Origin of the sequence: Mucilaginibacter sabulilitoris (assembly GCF_034262375.1) — a bacterium.
Taxonomy (GTDB): Bacteria; Bacteroidota; Bacteroidia; order Sphingobacteriales; family Sphingobacteriaceae; genus Mucilaginibacter; species Mucilaginibacter sabulilitoris.
In genome coordinates this window covers 4,953,763-4,969,823 of the sequence record NZ_CP139558.1, presented here as the reverse complement: position 1 = coordinate 4,969,823, position 16,061 = coordinate 4,953,763, and the positions used below count along the sequence as shown (strand labels likewise).

Here is a 16,061-nt window from a genome sequence, read left to right as displayed (position 1 = left end):
AAAAATTTGAACAGTTGGAAATGTGCCCCTACTATTGCCTGAAAAACAATAAAATTATGAAACGATTTATCTTTTCGGCCGCAGTGTTCACCCTGTTGGCTTTAACAGTTAAGGCTCAAAAAACGGATACGGCACGGGTATTGGTGCATTATAAGTTCAGCCATGTAAGGGATACTACCGACCGGGCGCATCCCTACACAGAAAACATGGTGTTGCTGGTAGGCAAAAGCACGAGCGTTTATAAGAGCTACGACGGGATGGTGGCCGATGCACAGTTCCGGGCAGCATACCTCAAGGCGGCAGCCAACGGCCCGGATGGGCGGGTGACGGTGGATAGGAGTGGCGCGGGTTTGCGCCCTCAATATTTCCAGTACCCGAATGCGAAAAAATTTTTGACGAAGGATTATGTGATGGTCGATGAGTACCTGATAGATGGCCCGATGCCTGCCATCGACTGGAAAATAAGCAGTGACACCACAACTTTCGGTGGTCTGCATTGCCAGAAAGCCACAGGCTATTTTAAAGGTCGGGATTACATCGTATGGTTTTGTCCTGATTTGCCGGTGCATACAGGCCCATGGAAATTAAACGGCTTGCCCGGCGTGATCGTAGATGCCCGTGATACAAAAAACGAAGTAATATTTCAGTTTGACGGTGTGGAGAGAGCGGTTTTTGCGGAAATAAAGCCCATAACCGGCGCCGGCGTAGCTGAAAAGGATGTTCCCCCGATATTGCGGGGCTTAGACGATAACCCAAATATCATAGTGCCGCCGGCGAGGGCGATCAAAGCCACACAAAAGGAATATGATAAACTGAAAGCGGGCATGGCGAAGAACCCCGGTGCCCTTGCACAAGGCGTGGTAGCGGCCGATGGCGTAGGTGGGCAGGGAGGCGATCATGCTATTAAAGCGATTTCCGACCATGTACAACATAATAATAATCCGATAGAATTACCGGAAAAAAAATGAAGCCCTTGATAAAGGTTTTGGCGTTGATGCTCTTATGCACTTTATCCGTTGCCGCGGGCTATGCCCAAAAAGTAAAGGGAATGGTAAAAGATACCACCGGTAGGGCGGTACCTTATGCGACCGTTAACCTGAAGAAAAGTACCGGTAATGCCATTGTAGCTTATACGATAACCGATAGCAGGGGCAGCTTTGCCTTGCAAGTACCGGCCGGTACTGCTGCGGACAGCCTGAGCATAGAGGTGCGCTGCCTGGGTTACAAAAGCGCAGCCAAAAACGTTGTAAGCTTTGATGTGCCGGTTGATTTTACACTTGCCGTGCAGTTAAATCGGTTGCAGGAAGTAGTGATCAAAAACAGCCGGCCGATATTACGTGTCAACGGCGATACGCTGAGTTATAAGCTATCCGAATTCGCTAACCCGCAGGACAGGACAATAGGTGATGTGCTCAAAAAACTACCGGGCATATCGGTGGCCGCTAACGGCACCATCAGCTATAACAACAAGCCTATCTCTGCTTTGTTTATCGGCGGCGATAACCTGCTCGACGATAAATATGGCATTGCTACTAACACCATTCCGCAGGGAGCCGTGAACAATGTACAGGTGATTCAGAATAGCCAACCCATAAAGGTATTGCAAAACAAGGTAATGAGCGAAGACGTAGCCCTGAACCTGACCTTTAAAAAGGGGGCAAAACTGCATTTGATAGGCATGGAAAGTGTCGGCGCCGGATTGCCAGGCAATTACGACGTAAATTTAAACGCTATGATGTTTAAGGATAGTTACAAGGCTATCAATTACCTGGCAGGCAATAATACAGGCTACAATGTACAGCAGGACATGGTATCGCATGCCCAACCGACAGAAAACGCTGCACCTCAGGCGTTGCTTTCATTGGGGACGGTAAATACACCGCAACTGGCGGAAAACAGGTATTTGTTCGACCAGTCGGGCATTCTCAACATAAATAACCTCGTAAACCTGAAAAATAATGTGCAGTTAAGAATGAACGCTTATTACGTACACGACACGCAAAAACAGGATTACAGCCAGCAGACCACTATATTTTTACCCGGAGACACCGTAAAATACAACGAAACGCAGCATAACCGTTCAATACCCAATATCTTTCATACCCAGTTTACGCTGAATATTAACCGGGCTAATTATTACCTGAGCGATGCCTTGCTGATCGATCAAAAAAATACCGCCAATTATTCGGAATTGAAAACCAATAGTTCGACAGTTAACCAGGCATTGAAGGATAACATGCTCAACTTTTCGAATGAATTCAATATGATCAGATCGTTAAAGTCAAATAATATCATTCAGGCATATTCATATATGAGCCACTCTGCGGAGCCGGAGAATATGGTGATCGGCCCTGGGTATAATGCATCCGTATTCAATAACAATGTACCGTACGCCCGACTAGTACAAACGGTGAATATACCCAGCTGGTACACCAACAACTATTTCGCGTTCAGGATACCGCGGAACCTGTTTACGCAGAGCTACAGAACAGGTTTTAGCGTTCAATCACAAACACTTGCATCCAGATTAAATGTCGTGCAAAATAATGGCAGTACTAACGTGCAGTTGGACAGTGCATTGAACCATGTAAACTGGACCAGGAAAAAGCTGTATGGCCAAGCAGACTTCGATCTGCCCGGAACGGTACTGAAAGCAAACCTTTCCCTGCCCCTTGCACTCCAGCAAATCAGTTATTCCGATAATTTTTACGCGTTGAACAAAAGCCTTACGCACTTGTATTTTAGTCCGCAATTTCGCGCAAAATACCAGGTGAGCGCGGAGAATTACCTGAATTTTAGCTACAGTTACCAAAAACAGGTAGGAGGGATAGAGAATGTTTACCCCGGATACATCCTCACCAATTACCGCACCCTTTATGCCAATAATGCCGACCTCACCGAGCAGCATATACAGCAGGCAGGCGGCGGTTTTAGCTACCGGAAGGCCCTTACCCTGTTTTTCTGGAGCGTAGGGGCGTTTTATAGCCATACCGGAGCCAATAACATCACATCGAGCGTGATCACCAATAATTTGCAAAAAGGAATCGTGCTCCCCTATTCCAACAGCACCGATTCATGGACGGTCAACGGCGCCATCAGCAAATATTCGTTTGCACTACGCACCACCTTTAGCGGGGGCATAAGCTGGCAAAGCAGCCGCTCGGTACAGCTGCAGAATAATGCACTGCTGCCGTTCAGCACCATATCCGAAACTGTTAACGCGAGCGCTGCCACCAAAGTAAGTAATGCGGTAAATTTTAGCTATAATGTTTTATTCATGCAAACCGTCAGCCGCTCGCGGGTGGAGGCATCGGTTTATCGGGTCGATCAGGTGGTGCAGAAAGCCTCAGTCAACTATGATCCCGTTGATGCAGTGCAACTTAATCTTTCAGGTGAACATTATTTCACCTGGCAAAAGGGTAATCCCGATCTGAAATATTTTTTTGCAGACGCGTCCGTAAAATTCAGGGTGTCTCCATGGAAAACCGACTTCGAACTCAGAACTCTGAATTTCCTGAACGTAAAAACCTATAATGCACTTTACCTATCGGCCAATACGCTGATGGCCAGTTCCTATTCCCTGCCGGGGAGGATTATACTCATCAAGGTTTTGTTTAATCTTTGATTTCCAATAAACAGTCTCCTCTAAAGATGTAAAAGATATTATCAAAAGATGTTTTTACACTAAAAAGCAAAGGGTGTAGCTTCCCTAAAACGGCCATATGTCTATTTTTTCAAAACTTCAATAATCAATAACTTTATTTAAAGTTTTTTAAAGGGAAGGCGAAGAGCGCTTTGCTTTTTAATCCGGTGCATAACATCGATCGAAACAATTTCGAGATAGAACGGATGTTAGATACGAAAGGGGATTCGAACCCATATTCGCTTTAAATCATATCAAAATGCGGTTTCTAAAAAGAGAACTTAAAATCATTTTATTTCAGATAGGATTTTTCGAACCACTTTAGATGGGGTAAAATCCCTTTGTAATATTCTGATTGTTAGTGAATTATGTATAATAAAAAAGGAGATAAACAAACTTGTTCATCTCCTTAAGTGGAGCCGGAGGGAACGCGAAAAATCGCGTAACCAACTCGCTTTCAATATCATTATGTTGGTTTTTGACACTGCTCACCGCATCCTCACCAATGGTCACTAATTGATCTTATTATGCTACTTAGTTTTCTGCATAAATATCGGATTTTTAGATGTGCTAAGCAACTATTTAACTTAATTATTGTGTACAGCGAACGCAGTGTATCAACGCGGTAATTATTTAAATCAAAAACAGCTTTTTACTAGATTTCATTAAGTCATTGGTACAACGAATTTAACTTGATTAAGAAATGAAACCGTTGAATTGAAGTCATATCGTTTCTCTTTCAAAAGTTCAACCTGATACTTGAGCGGTAAACAGCCGGCCCATTTGCTGAAAGACATTGCCTGAGGTTCGGCAACTATTGTGTTTTCTAAATGGAAATCGAGATCGCTCATTAAGTTTTTGATCTTTTGAAGGTATAGATCCAGATCGACTAAGGAGCAATCAAGAATCAGTTTGCTTTCCTGTTCGTCTGATATGGTTTTTAACCCGGCAAGGTCAAATAAATAGGCGAGACTCCGGTTCACCTTGCCGGATTGAAATGTATACCAATGCAGGTCTTTTGGGTTTTGCTTTACAGGACGGTCATCTTCCAGGCTTTCAATCGGGTATTGGTGAAAAGTAGCACGCAGCTCTTCAAGTGGCGGCACCGCGGTCTTATCCATTTCTGAAAACGCCGTATTTTCCATGAGCAATTGCAGCATACGTTCCCGGATTTTATAATGTATGTCACCACCAGTACCAAAAAATAGCGGTTTTTTACCATCTGTCGCCGGGATGACCACTACTTTTTTAAAGCCATGTTCGACCAGGATAATTTTCCAAATCCTTGAGGCGAGTAGTATGTTCTGGTCTTCTACCAATTGAACGGACAGCGGTACTTCACCAATCGTTTTGTCCTGGAATTGCACTTTGTAAGCGGGCTCTGTGATAAAAACGCTATAGAAATCTTTGTTATTAACAACTGGTTCCGCATCGACACCAATAATAAGTTTGCCGCCGATCTCTTCGAGCATGCCTTTCCTGATCAGGTGGCTGATGATTTCCCCGATAGTTTGAACTGGGACAGCGGCAAATGCCGCGTTAGCAAGCATTAGCTGCGTAAGTTGCTTTTCACTAAGCTCATTAAATTGCCGAACCACTGACAAGATCTGGTGCAACAAAATATCGTAGACCGCCTGCTGGTCGCTGATGGGCTCAATATATCCTTCGCCGTAAAGTGAGAGACAGGCAAGCGTTTGCAAGAGGCTCCATTCGTTCGTGGCATAAAAAAGCAATTTACTGATCTCTCCATCGCGCCTGCCACTTCTGCCTATACGCTGAATCAGGGAGGCAATGGAATGCGCGGCATCTATCTGTACGACCTTCTCGACGCTGCCAATATCAATACCTAACTCAAGTGTAGAAGTACAGGCAATAGTGAATGGATTGCGCTCGTTATTTTTAGCGAAATGTTCAACGTATTCCCGAATCTCTTTATCGATGGAAGAATGGTGAGAGAAATGATAAGTATGCCCTTTGACCCGTTCCGCTATTTTTTTTAACTTAACAGCTACTTCTTCGGCACGACCACGGCTATTGGGAAAGATCAATACTTTTTGATCGCTTACACTCAGGTAAAGATCTTTCATTAACGCTAAGGGGAGCTCGGTTACGGTTCCGCTAAAATAACGTATGGAAGCTTCGCTTTTCTTTGCAGTAGTGTCAGCAAGTACAACGGCCTTATCTTCTTGGCCGGTCAGGCGCTTTGCATAGATATAGTTATCCCTGCCAATGGTTGCCGATAGCCCGACGATTCTGAATTGACTTTTGTTCAGCGTCTGTAGTCTTGATAAAAGCGATTTTAATTGCAGGCCTCTGTCTGTTCCCAGGAAGGAATGAATTTCGTCAATGATGACAAAATCGAGCGTTTCAAAAAGTGCCTTTGCTTTATAAGGCGAATTGGCAAGCATGGCTTCAATGGACTCCGGAGTGATCAGCACAACTCCTTCAGGCGAGCGTACCAATCGCTCTTTGGCGCTGCGGTTGGCTTCGCCATGCCATTTGGTTACCGGTATAGCCAGATAATCGCAGAGTTGTTCCACACGGACAAACTGGTCGTTGATCAGTGCAATAAGCGGCGATATGTAAAGCACTTTTACACCAGGAACAGCGAAGTTCGCTTTAGATAATACAGGTAGAAAGGCTGCTTCCGTTTTACCTGAGGCCGTTCTGGATGCCAGGATCAGGTGTTTGTCTGATTCCGTAATGTGCCTGATCGCTGCTTCCTGGATGGGGCGCAGACTTTCCCAGCGCTGGTCGCGCACATATTTCCTGATGGGTTCAGCTAATAGTTCAAACACTTTACAATTCTTCTATGTCAGCCAGGAGGCTTTCGTTAGGACGTTCGTCTTTAATAGTTATAGATCCGAATAAGCGCTGTTTGTCAACGCCCGGATTTTGGCGGATGATGTTCAGGATGTTTAAAAAGTCACGGATCACCTCGCGCGGTGTGAGGAATTCATTTGCACCGGGTTTATTAAATAACTCTTCCATGAATTGCTGTATCTCGTCATCGCTGACGTTTACGCTGATCTGGTAATTGAAATCAAACACTTCGCGCAATTTCTGCAGCAAAACAAATATTTCGTTGTGGTTCAATGGCATCAGGCGTATGACCGGTTGGGCAAAATCGCGGATTTCAGCAGTCTCGAATTTATTGGTCTCCAAACGTGATTTTAAAGCATGATAGCTGAATAATCCGCGCCTGGGGTTCTCCAAAACTTCTTTTGTGCCAGCAAAATTGATGAAAAGATGCTCCACTTTTCCTTGAAAACAATCATTGTAGATACTCAGGATCTTCTCATAATTCTTCTCACGCATAGCAGCAGTGGAGATTTTATACAGATTGATAGCCTCATCCAGATTGATCATAAAACCGCTGTAACCGATACTTACAAAAAGCTTTGTAAAGTTTTTGAGCATATCGTAGTAGTTCAGGTCATTGATGATATCGCGAACATCCAGGTCCTGGCGGGCTTCTGTTTTCGTATGGTATTCACCTTTAAGCCATTTCAGGGCGTTACGTTTTAATTGCTCGTTACCGATGGAGAATCCTTCAAAGTATTTCATAATCACCCAGCCAAAGTCAAAACCGCCAACTTCAGTGATCTCGTTTACGGTCTTCATGATATTTGACTTGATCAGGTCAGCATGTTTTTGGTCGCGTATGTCCGCCAGACTGATCTGGTTGGATTGCGCGGTTTCCATCATGATCTGCTCGATCCATTTATCCAACAGGGTAGGTAGTGCGCCGCCTTCCGGTTTGGTTTGTATAGCGACGTTGTCCATGATCGCAGCGTAAAGCGCCAATCCTTTCCCGTCATTAGCATAAAGTCGGTTATCCGGTGTAAAATCCGCATTGGCCACCACAAATTTTTGTTTAAGCGCTACCGTATTCAGCAGGTGAAGCATGAAGGATTTACCGGAGCCAAATTCTCCTATCCAGAATTTAACGATGCTATGCCCGTTCTTTACGTCTTCGAGGGCCTGAATAAAAGCATCGACCTCTGCCGAACGGCCTACGGTGATATGTTGTACGCCGATTTTGGGTACCACGCCGCCGATCAGCGAATTGACAATGGCGGTTGCTTCTTTTGGTTTAATATTGGTGATCATGATATGAATATTCGGTTAAGGTACATGGCAGTGATTATATATTGATCGCCATCTTCTTCAATTAATATGTCGTCCAGCAACTCATAGCAACTGTCGTTAATGCTGTCGATGAGCTGATTTTTAAATACCGACCTGCTGATCGAAAAAGCTTCCAGCGCGGAACTTTCCAGTGCATTGCCATTTTCTTTGAAAAGCTGCAGGCAATCTATTTGCAATTGGTTGAGCTGTACAGTTGTCGTCACTACGTTTATTTCGGTATTTTGCGGAGCTCCGGTGACCGGTATGATCTCCGTTAATACAGTTACCAGTTCTTCTTCGTCATCTTGTAAGTAGGTGTTCAGGATCTCTACAGTACCGCTGTGCTGCCTTCGTACTGATGAAATCTGCTCGGTATCCAGTACGATCTTTTTGCGTTTGGGTTTGTATAGGTTGGTGACGCGATCAAGCGCAGGACCAAGACTCTGTGTAATGCTGAGCTCGGCAACTATCGCCTGGAAATCTTCAAGTTGGGCTTCGGTTGCAAAAAGCTTTTTCTGTACAGTCTTATTGAGTGCTTTATTGTCGATTTTAGCTGATTTCAGGTCGGCGTGGATATAGCGAAGATAAAAGCGCAGCGATTCCGGCTTGTTAATATCAGCCAAGAATTTGGAGGCTTCATAGTAGACATTTTCTACAGCAGGGTTTTTACGATTAAGCCTGCCGAGTTCGTAAAGAGCATGAATTAATTCATCCCCGGTTTTTGTTCGGAAGATATCTTCGAACTTTCCTTTCCAGCGCGTAGTGGTGGCTATATTGAGTTGTACTTCGGTTTCTTCATCCGGCATGCTGATGGTCGGAATCAGCGCTTCAACGATCGCGTCCATAACCGGTTCAAGATACGTTTTGAAGATGGTTGAGGCCTCAGGAACGTTAACCATAAATTCGGTAGAGATCTTTCTTTTATGATCCCATGCTTCCCTTACGGCTTGTTCTGCCTTTTTAAAGAATGTGTTGTAAAGCTCTGCTTCAGCCTGTCCTTTATAGTAAAGCTCAAAATCTCCGTAAGTGTTGTTATAATTTTTCTTACAGTATTTAAAAAAGGCATTGCCAATGTCTTCGCTGATGGCCGAAAGGGTATAGGTTTCGTTTGCAAAGCGTCTCACGATCTTTTTGAGAGACAGGAGATATAGTTTTATGACGGTAATTACGGCGCTTTCTATTCCGGTGAATGTATTGCTATAATAAGAGAACTTATTCAGCCATAGGATCTCCTGTGCGCTAAGGTTGAGTTTTTCACGGTAGAGATTCCCGAGTTTAAACTGATCGGGATCGTAATTATAAATACCGGCGGATTGCGGCTGGATGTAAGGCTGTTGATTATCGTTATAGTTGATTATTGATTGTGCGCTTTCGATTATAGGGGCGGCGAGTTGCGCCGGTGTTTCATAGTTGATCTTTATTGCTGGTCCGCTTATTTCCACTATTGACGCGTCATCGGTTTGTACCGCTGTTTTGGTATTATTAACGGCATCAAGTATGGACCGAATTACTGCCGTAGCACTGATCTCAGGAGCATTCATAGGTTTGGATTTTGTTTGTTTGGGCAGGTTCCGGAAAAGCTCAAGTAAGTTAGCCTGGTTAAATCTTTTATCCAGGAGAAGGCGATACACCCCTGTATGCAGATCCTCGTAATTGTTTTCTTGTGATTGTAGTTTATCAAAGAACTCCCAGCGTTCCTTAGACTGTAGTTTTTCATAAGCCGATGCTATTTCTTCGCGTATGCGCTGATTGGAAATGGTGAGCTTTGAAGACCAGCGCACAAGGAATTTTTGCCATTCGATTCCAAAGTGCTGGTTTGCTTCAGTCTGAAAGACAGCGGCTATTTTTACAGGCAGTGTTTTTTGCTGATATCTACTAACGGTAATACCATCTCTTTTTTGTAGTTGATTGATTATAGGCTTCATTTGCGGCCTGATAGGATTAAACCCAGAATTTTTTGGTCGTTTATTCTTGTTCTTTGTTCGGAGAAAAAACAGAGAGATTAGAATAAAAAAAATAAGTATTCCCGCCATGATAATGTTTAGGATAATAAAAGTAGAAAATCGGCAAATCTTTTCAAAGCGTGAAAGTTGATATTATTTAAATCTATTATTATTTCAACTATAGTAACTAATTTGATTCTATATTCCTTCTTTATTGGTTTTGATCTGTGCCGGTCAAAATTAAGTTTGAGTATATTCATAATTCTTAATATGGAAGGCAAAAATTAAGCTTATTGTATTACAGTTTTATGAACCAATAGACAATTTTAGAGGAATTTAGAAAATAGTACCCTTATGACAAATATTATTGGCTCATCTCGTAAGATGAGTGTTATGCTTATAAATTTATTATGGAATTAGCGCACTTTTTATAATCGTTCTGAACGAAAGTGACAATGGATTTGTCCGGAAGAGTCTAATCCTTACTTAAGTAATTTATTATCAAAGTGGTATTGTATGTTTTTGCTTCGCTCACTTAATGCTCACTCAACTAAAACTGAGAGCGGGTTTAGGTTTCATTTAAGAAAAATGCAGGGGTACGCAATGTTGATATATATGTGTGTCGAGAGAGTAGGAGATTGATTATATTGGCAATTATTTCGGAGAGAATACAGCGGACTATACAGTCACCAACAGGCCGATCAAGCTTTTCTGGATTGGGAATCGGAGTTGGTAGACTGGAGATGCTGAGATAAATGTGTTATTGATCAGTAAGTGAATCCGTTACATAATGGTATAAAAGCTGGTTAATTGAATCGTTTTGGTCGAGGTGTGCGAAATGACTGGCGCTGTTCAATTTGTGAATCTCCTTTGACCATACATTTTCCTGCCAGTGGTCCAAATAATTGATGTTGCTGATGGGGTCCGTTCTGCCGAAGATCACCAGAGGCCGAAGCCCGCTTTGTTCCAGAAGTTTGACTTCATCCTGGTACCGCTGATCCTGGACGCTTTGATAGAGTAGGCTCCTGAAATTTCCTTTTACTTTTTTGTAATCGGATATCATGTCGGCGATAAGATCTCTTGAAGTCTTATAAAGACAGGCTTCCAGCGTCTGTCGGATAAGAGCTTCATCCGGATCATCCGTGAAAACCGTACGCAGGTCGGCATCCGGCTTAAAGATTTCATGAACAGGGTAATCCTCGCCTATGATGCAGGGGCTGATCAATACGATCCCTTTAGCGCCAAGTTCAGGCAGGCATTCGCAGGAAATATTGGTCCCGAGAGATACCCCAACTAAAATATAGGGCTTATTCGCAGCCAGCTTTTTGATAGCCGCAGCCAAGATCCTGGCGAGTCCCGTGACCGCATAATAGACAGTGCTGGGATGTGGTACGGCCGATTCGCCATGTCCCGGCAGATCGAAGGCGACCATTCTGAAAGCGTCGAATAAGGGGTCATCGAGCTGCCTGATCCAGGTGCGCCCGGAACCGGAGTTGCCGTGAATAAAAAATATGGTGTTGAGTTGGTCGGGATTTCGTTCTTGGTAGGCGATGGTGATGCCTTCGACGGACAGGTATTGTTTTTCGGCATGAATGGGTTTCATAGTAGGTTAGGGGGAGATACGGTCATTAAATCAGGTTCTTTTTGATGGAGTAGGCGACCAGGCTGATGGCGTTGGGGGTGTTGGTCTTTTCCTGCATGTTCCTGCGGTGGTTTATCACGGTGTGTTCACTGAGAGAGAGCTTGTCGGCGATCTCCTTGCTAGTTAGGCCGTCGGCCATCCATAAGAGCACTTCTCTTTCCCGGTTGGAGAACTGTTTATACCGGTCATCCAGGTAATAATTTGTCTGCTCTAAGGTCTGGATCTTACTGCATGGCGCGTCAGTGCTGAATTTATCGATGGTGTGCACGGTCTTTGCAGGGTCGGCATAGGCGGAAATATCATAGATCATGCCCAGGCTCATGAGCGGGTTTCCCCTAAGATCAGATTGTATGAAAGTATTTTTCTGCAAAATACTGATATAATGCCCCGCTTTTGTTTTTATTCTGAAGTTATAGCTGAATAAATAATTCTTATGTTCCGAAGCGGGTATGGATTTGAGAAATTTCAGGCGGTCAGGGAAGATCTGCTCATTGAACAGGCGCAGGTCATCTTTGTGGAAGAGACTAACGGCATGCCCGATGCCGCCCCTGATAAAGGCTTCGGCATCATGTCCGCAAAGCGATTTGATCGTTTTAGACATGAAAACGTAACTGTTGCTGCGGTAATCGTTCAGGTATACAACCGGAGCGTTATGCGCAAGCAGGTCAAAGGAATTGCCGCTCAGGTTGCCGATCATGGTCTCTATTGGACCGGGGTCTTCCAGTATTAAATCGCTGGTTTTGTTTTTTGAGATGTGTAAATAATGAAGCCAGGTGGGGTTAGGTCTGTTGTTCATGTCGTAAGTTAGTGTTAGGTATCAGCAATTTACAATAATTTAATATGGAAAATGACAAGAAATTGCTATTTATTTTATACGTAGCATAATATAATTTCATATTGTATAATAAGTGTGCAATGTGAAGCTATGAAAGAAACCACCGACGATAATTTCTTAGGCAGTTTGAAGAGCCTGGTCTGGACTGCATTTATCAGTGTGGTGTCCTTCCAGCTGCTGGCGCCGCAGATCTGGAGCTATCTTCATAATTTACTGAGGATCGGTTATCTGACGGCTTATAGATCCTTCACCCTTGTTTATTTTCTTTTGGCGCCTGTTTCGCTTTTAACCTGGTTTTTCATACATCATAAATTGCTGATTAAATACATGCCGCCTTTTAATGAAGTTGGCAAACTTGAAAAGTGCAGCCGGGTTTTTATATGGGTTTTTCCAGCTTTTATTTTGTGCCAGATTGCTGTAACGGTCTGGGGATTTTACCTGCATTGGGAGGATTTCATTCTTTGGACAATCCTGGCGTTATATTTTGTCATTAACACGGTCTTGCTACGGCTTTGTTATCAATTCGCGTCAAGTTTTATTGAAGGCTCCGGTCTGAAAAAGGAGCGTTTAGATAAGGCCAAAAGTGGTTTTTATCAATCGTATGTGTTTTCGTTGCTCGCCGGTCTTTTGCTGTTCGTTGTGGCTTACCTTTTTCTGGCCAATTGGTTAAAGCGTCGCAGTGACGGAGAGAATAAGCTTGCTGGCACTGAGGCCGGACGGTTTGGCTTCGGGTTACAGCAAATTAATGATACCGTCACGCCCCAGATCCATTACATAGATAGCTTGGTTAAGACCGATTCTACCATCAGGAACTGGCATGCTCTTGAAGTTTTCGCGCAAAGCGGGGGAATTCACCAGGCAAACTGCTAAGGATTCAAAGTCATATATTATTGATGACTGCTTGCTAGAGGCTTGGGGACAAGAAGTGTTTGGCTTTCATAATAACCTTTCGGTTTTAATATCAAAGCGGGATTTGAGCCGGCAACCTAACTTTCAAAATGCTAAGCGTTACCATTCTTCCCTTAGATTCAGCGATTCGACGCAATTGAGCAGGGGAGATATTCAGTTTCTGAAAATGCTTAAAGCAAGCCTTTTAAATATCAGGCAAGAACTGGATAAATCGGCTAAAAAATTTTAGGGATCCAGCTGAGAAGTGTACAGGCAAAAGGAATGCTGATGTTGATGAGTATATTCTTCACTACGTTATCGCTCTACCTGTATGTCAATACGATCAGCAAAGTTCAGCAATTATTTGAAAAACCGGTGGAAGCGGAAATGAAGGCGACTGCTTTTATCAGCAACCGGTTATGGCTTTTTTTAACGGTGATCGCCTGGCTGCTGATCCCTATATTCAAACCGGTCATAGACGCAGAGATCAATGTGAGCGCCCCGTTTATATCCGCGACAACTGCAGGCGATGTTAAAAATATTTTATCGGGAGGGGCTGGGGAGGGAGGCACGGATAATGAGGGGCATGGTAAAAGCGATACCAGTATTTTCATTATCACCCGGCATGATACTACTTTGATGCTAAGAAAAGATACGTTGTCGGCGGCGAAGATCGACACTATTAACACCAATGTAAAGGAAATCAAACGGAAAGTCTCCCATATAGAAAATGCGACCAATTAAAAAGTTTATGAAAAAAATAATGTCAATTCTGCTTTTGATCGCGACCGGCTTCAGTATCCAGAGTGAAGCGCAAGTACGGAATAAAGATCTTGAGGACTGGAAAAAGGAGGGTTTGCTCGCCAATTTTCCCGGTGAGGGTGATACACTCCAAAACTCGATCCGGAAAGTCGACGTGCCGCTCGCCGATTTTAAGACATTGTTCGATGAATGCAGGCGGGAGGGAAAACCGGATTCAAGGAATAAACTGCGATCGCAAACCGAAAGCTTGCCTAAGCTAATGGATGAGGTACGGAAAGAGATAAGAAACTCTAGAATGTATGGTGTAAATCCCCTAGTACATGGTAAGCCTGTGCCAACTTCTTTTTTATATTTCTATTTAAACGCAGAAATAGAAGCCTACTTGAACAGCTTGGAACTTCTTGAACCAGAGGTGCGATTTTTATTTAGTATCAACAACAAAGCCGACAATACCCTTAATGTCTTTGATGATTCTAATTTCCTGACGCCTATTATCCTATGGCACAATGCAAGCTGCTGTTGGTTTCAGGGATCAGGAGCCTGGAGCGGTACTTTCAATTGGATAGCAATTCGAAGGACATCATTAAAAAAACAGCGGAATTGCTGGACTCTACTAAGGGTATTAACAGCGGAATCGGGGATATTCAAACGATCACGAGGCAAACAATACTATGCTTACTACGCCATTTAAACCATATTACCTGGAGACAACTATAGATCCGAACGACAAAATAAAGGGTGCAGCCAACGAGGTACTTCGTGATAGCCGGAAGAATTGGTGGTGGAGGGCTTTAGTTGGTGGTTTAGCCGGTGGTTTGATCGCGGGTTTACTTGTTAAATAACAATTTAATATTATCGACATGTCAGAAGAACTACAATCACTCCTTACTTATCTTAGGATATCCCTGGACAGTTTTACGCCGGTAGAAACCCAGTATTTTGCGCGGCTAAAGGAACTCCTGGTTTTTAATGGCATCATTACACCGACCGATCCGGTCGACCGGACTAATATCAGCGACTTGGTCAAAGAATTCCAACGAAATAAGATGGATATTCAGCAGCCCGATGGCATTCCCGGTGAAGAAACTTTGTGGGAGCTCCAGAAACAATGGACGATTGACAGAAAACTTAAACTGGTTTCGACCGGGATTCCTAATGATGCCTTCCAAGGCTCAACAATTCCGTTTGTCCTGCGATCTGATGTGCTTCCTTTCTATGAGAAATTGTATCATACGGTCCATGAAAACGGCGGCATGGTGACATCCACGGGATCGCTGAGACCAATAAATGCAACGGTTTCTGCGGGCAGATCAGCTACGTCTATGCATTATACAGGTATCGCACTTGATCTTGATACCAACTCCGGAATGACGGGTGCTGCATCCGGGGTTTACCTTATCGAAAAAGCAGGAACGAAACATTGGAATGTCTGGAATAAGGTGGTATCGCCGATGGGGAGTTCGAGGGCTGATGAAGTTGTTTATCATCCGGCTACAAAATCAATCTCCGTTAATCAGCAAACAGCCCAGGTAATAGACTTTACCGACATAGCCAGGCAAAACGGATTTTCCGGTATTGGATCCAGGGCTTGTTTCCCGGAAACATACCTGTGTGCGGAGTGGTGGCATTTTCAATGTGAAGATGTGCTTGTACCGTTCATCAGTCAGTTTGGCGCTGAGCTTTTGGCAGTTTATGATGAGCGAAAACTGGTCGCTCAAGCGCCAATCTGGAACTCCAGAAAAAAAATCTTCAAAAGGGATTGGTTTTAAATCGTATCAAACTGAGCACGGTATGTTAAACGTCCCCATTACCGTTGTCAGCAATGAGTATCTCTTCAGTGACATCTACCGTAGTATACGAACCGGAGGCAACACTGTAAAGCGCGTCATACCAGGGTTTGGTATCGTTTACTGTAATTCCAATACAGCCTTCTGTTCCTGGTACATTGCCATCCGGATGGATCCCGATATCAGTTCTTGCTGTCTGAAATTGGGGATCCAGCAATTGAAACCAGCATTTACTGTTCGGGTCGCAATAGGCCGGGATCCCGTCTTTGTCCAACAAAACATTCCGTCTTGCGCGATAAGCTCCTGATTCGATAAATCCGGCTCCATAGGGTCCGGATACAGCCGGTGAACTTAAATTTTTTTCCGGCCAGCTCAATACGCCTTCTGCTTTTCCTCCGTTTTTTCGCGTGATTTTAAATGTAATTCCCAT

The 16,061-nt window shown here is 43.8% G+C and carries 13 protein-coding genes; 7 read left to right on the top strand and 6 right to left on the bottom strand.

What is annotated here, in order from left to right:
- Positions 1 to 56: 56 nt before the first annotated feature.
- Positions 57 to 968 carry a GLPGLI family protein gene (locus SNE25_RS21425; RefSeq protein WP_321561047.1) on the top strand — a complete coding sequence of 304 codons (912 nt, stop codon included), beginning with the start codon at positions 57 to 59 and terminating at the stop codon, positions 966 to 968.
- Complete coding sequence (locus SNE25_RS21420) at positions 965 to 3,625, top strand: TonB-dependent receptor (protein WP_321561046.1); 2,661 nt, start codon at positions 965 to 967, stop codon at positions 3,623 to 3,625. The genes SNE25_RS21425 and SNE25_RS21420 overlap by 4 nt, the downstream gene beginning before the upstream one ends.
- Before the next feature lie 683 nt (positions 3,626 to 4,308).
- Here the strand turns inward: SNE25_RS21420 and SNE25_RS21415 are convergent.
- From SNE25_RS21415 to SNE25_RS21395, 5 genes are all read right to left on the bottom strand, one after another.
- A complete protein-coding gene (locus SNE25_RS21415; protein WP_321561045.1) occupies positions 4,309 to 6,441 on the bottom strand; it encodes a DEAD/DEAH box helicase in 2,133 nt (710 codons plus the stop codon).
- Position 6,442: 1 nt separating this feature from the next.
- Positions 6,443 to 7,756, bottom strand: coding sequence for an ATP-binding protein (locus tag SNE25_RS21410; protein ID WP_321561044.1), 1,314 nt, complete (start codon positions 7,754 to 7,756; stop codon positions 6,443 to 6,445).
- Positions 7,753 to 9,699 carry a tellurite resistance TerB C-terminal domain-containing protein gene (locus SNE25_RS21405; RefSeq protein ID WP_321561043.1) on the bottom strand — a complete coding sequence of 649 codons (1,947 nt, stop codon included), beginning with the start codon at positions 9,697 to 9,699 and terminating at the stop codon, positions 7,753 to 7,755. The genes SNE25_RS21410 and SNE25_RS21405 overlap by 4 nt, the downstream gene beginning before the upstream one ends.
- Before the next feature lie 778 nt (positions 9,700 to 10,477).
- Complete coding sequence (locus tag SNE25_RS21400; RefSeq protein ID WP_321561042.1) at positions 10,478 to 11,320, bottom strand: alpha/beta fold hydrolase; 843 nt, start codon at positions 11,318 to 11,320, stop codon at positions 10,478 to 10,480.
- A 25-nt stretch (positions 11,321 to 11,345) separates the two neighbouring features.
- Positions 11,346 to 12,155, bottom strand: a complete 810-nt coding sequence (locus SNE25_RS21395) for a response regulator transcription factor (protein WP_321561041.1) — start codon at positions 12,153 to 12,155, stop codon at positions 11,346 to 11,348.
- 129 nt (positions 12,156 to 12,284) lie between these two features.
- Here SNE25_RS21395 and SNE25_RS21390 point away from each other — a divergent pair, with 129 nt between their 5' ends.
- The 5 genes from SNE25_RS21390 (at position 12,285) to SNE25_RS21370 (ending at position 15,613) form a co-directional block, all read left to right on the top strand.
- Positions 12,285 to 13,064 carry a hypothetical protein gene (locus SNE25_RS21390; protein ID WP_321561040.1) on the top strand — a complete coding sequence of 260 codons (780 nt, stop codon included), beginning with the start codon at positions 12,285 to 12,287 and terminating at the stop codon, positions 13,062 to 13,064.
- A 312-nt stretch (positions 13,065 to 13,376) separates the two neighbouring features.
- On the top strand, positions 13,377 to 13,826 hold the full coding sequence (locus SNE25_RS21385; RefSeq protein WP_321561039.1) for a hypothetical protein: 450 nt from the start codon (positions 13,377 to 13,379) through the stop codon (positions 13,824 to 13,826).
- Positions 13,827 to 13,845: 19 nt separating this feature from the next.
- Positions 13,846 to 14,535, top strand: coding sequence for a hypothetical protein (locus SNE25_RS21380; RefSeq protein ID WP_321561038.1), 690 nt, complete (start codon positions 13,846 to 13,848; stop codon positions 14,533 to 14,535).
- Entirely contained in the window at positions 14,516 to 14,686 is a 171-nt protein-coding gene (locus SNE25_RS21375; protein ID WP_321561037.1) for a hypothetical protein, read from the top strand. The genes SNE25_RS21380 and SNE25_RS21375 overlap by 20 nt, the downstream gene beginning before the upstream one ends.
- Positions 14,687 to 14,704: 18 nt before the next feature.
- Positions 14,705 to 15,613 carry a type 2 periplasmic-binding domain-containing protein gene (locus tag SNE25_RS21370; RefSeq protein WP_321561036.1) on the top strand — a complete coding sequence of 303 codons (909 nt, stop codon included), beginning with the start codon at positions 14,705 to 14,707 and terminating at the stop codon, positions 15,611 to 15,613.
- A 25-nt stretch (positions 15,614 to 15,638) separates the two neighbouring features.
- On the opposite strand, the gene SNE25_RS21365 is transcribed toward SNE25_RS21370, so the two are convergent.
- Complete coding sequence (locus tag SNE25_RS21365; protein ID WP_321561035.1) at positions 15,639 to 16,061, bottom strand: hypothetical protein; 423 nt, start codon at positions 16,059 to 16,061, stop codon at positions 15,639 to 15,641.

Bases quoted from the DNA above. Each gene is read 5' to 3' on its own strand.
- SNE25_RS21425 (WP_321561047.1), top strand. From the start codon at position 57: ATGAAACGATTTATCTTTTCGGCCGCAGTGTTCACCCTGTTGGCTTTA.
- SNE25_RS21420 (WP_321561046.1), top strand. From the start codon at position 965: ATGAAGCCCTTGATAAAGGTTTTGGCGTTGATGCTCTTATGCACTTTA.
- SNE25_RS21410 (WP_321561044.1), bottom strand. From the start codon at position 7,756: ATGATCACCAATATTAAACCAAAAGAAGCAACCGCCATTGTCAATTCG.
- SNE25_RS21405 (WP_321561043.1), bottom strand. From the start codon at position 9,699: ATGAAGCCTATAATCAATCAACTACAAAAAAGAGATGGTATTACCGTT.
- SNE25_RS21400 (WP_321561042.1), bottom strand. From the start codon at position 11,320: ATGAAACCCATTCATGCCGAAAAACAATACCTGTCCGTCGAAGGCATC.
- SNE25_RS21395 (WP_321561041.1), bottom strand. From the start codon at position 12,155: ATGAACAACAGACCTAACCCCACCTGGCTTCATTATTTACACATCTCA.
- SNE25_RS21390 (WP_321561040.1), top strand. From the start codon at position 12,285: ATGAAAGAAACCACCGACGATAATTTCTTAGGCAGTTTGAAGAGCCTG.
- SNE25_RS21385 (WP_321561039.1), top strand. From the start codon at position 13,377: ATGAGTATATTCTTCACTACGTTATCGCTCTACCTGTATGTCAATACG.
- SNE25_RS21380 (WP_321561038.1), top strand. From the start codon at position 13,846: ATGTCAATTCTGCTTTTGATCGCGACCGGCTTCAGTATCCAGAGTGAA.
- SNE25_RS21375 (WP_321561037.1), top strand. From the start codon at position 14,516: ATGCTTACTACGCCATTTAAACCATATTACCTGGAGACAACTATAGAT.
- SNE25_RS21370 (WP_321561036.1), top strand. From the start codon at position 14,705: ATGTCAGAAGAACTACAATCACTCCTTACTTATCTTAGGATATCCCTG.
- SNE25_RS21365 (WP_321561035.1), bottom strand. From the start codon at position 16,061: ATGGGAATTACATTTAAAATCACGCGAAAAAACGGAGGAAAAGCAGAA.